Annotated in this window: 1 pseudogene; it reads right to left on the bottom strand. The window is 39.8% G+C overall.

Annotated features, from left to right (window positions below):
• Nucleotides 1–578: pseudogene (locus BGL89_RS05280) on the bottom strand (IS1/IS1595 family N-terminal zinc-binding domain-containing protein); the annotation flags it as partial.
• Nucleotides 579–596 lie beyond the last annotated feature (18 nt).

The raw sequence follows: 596 nt of genomic DNA, 5'->3' as shown, positions 1-596 counted from the left end.
TGTGTAAGCAACCGCACATTGTCGGTAAACGCCTGGTCGGCCTAGCCCAAAGTTTTTTGGCTGATTGACGACTCCTATCTCCTAAATAGCAACCAATAATTTCTCTTGTCTTTCTATCAATTGCCAGCCAAATATAAACCTTTATCGTCTTAGAAAAAACCAAAGACCACATCTCATCACATTCTCTAACCAATTTACCTTTTGGTTTGTCCGAAACCTTTACTTGACGGGGAACAGCCGCCAGTTTATTGTTGACATAATTTTGTAACGATGACCAACTTACTCCTGTTAATCTAGCAATTCCTCGTCAGGAAATTCGTTCGAGCAAGAGTTTATCAATTAATTGTTTAGTTTCGTCAGAGACGGTTTTATTAGTGGGATTGATCACAAACTGACGACCACATTCTTTACATTGACGTTTGGGTTCTCCATTATGAATAGAACCATTCTTGATCCTATGGTGAGAACCACAATTAGGACAGGGGAATAGAGGTGAAGGGGGTATTTTGTTCGGTGCCAGACTGATATTTGAGTAAGCCAGACAGGAGCCAGAAAAAGATATTTATCAGAAAAGTCATGATCAAGCTAGAGGTTTA

The sequence above is a fragment of the Microcystis sp. LSC13-02 genome (genome assembly GCA_002282935.1).
GTDB lineage: Bacteria > Cyanobacteriota > Cyanobacteriia > Cyanobacteriales > Microcystaceae > Microcystis.
Note: the sequence above shows the minus strand (reverse complement) of the source record. Positions and strands in the feature narration are given on the sequence as shown.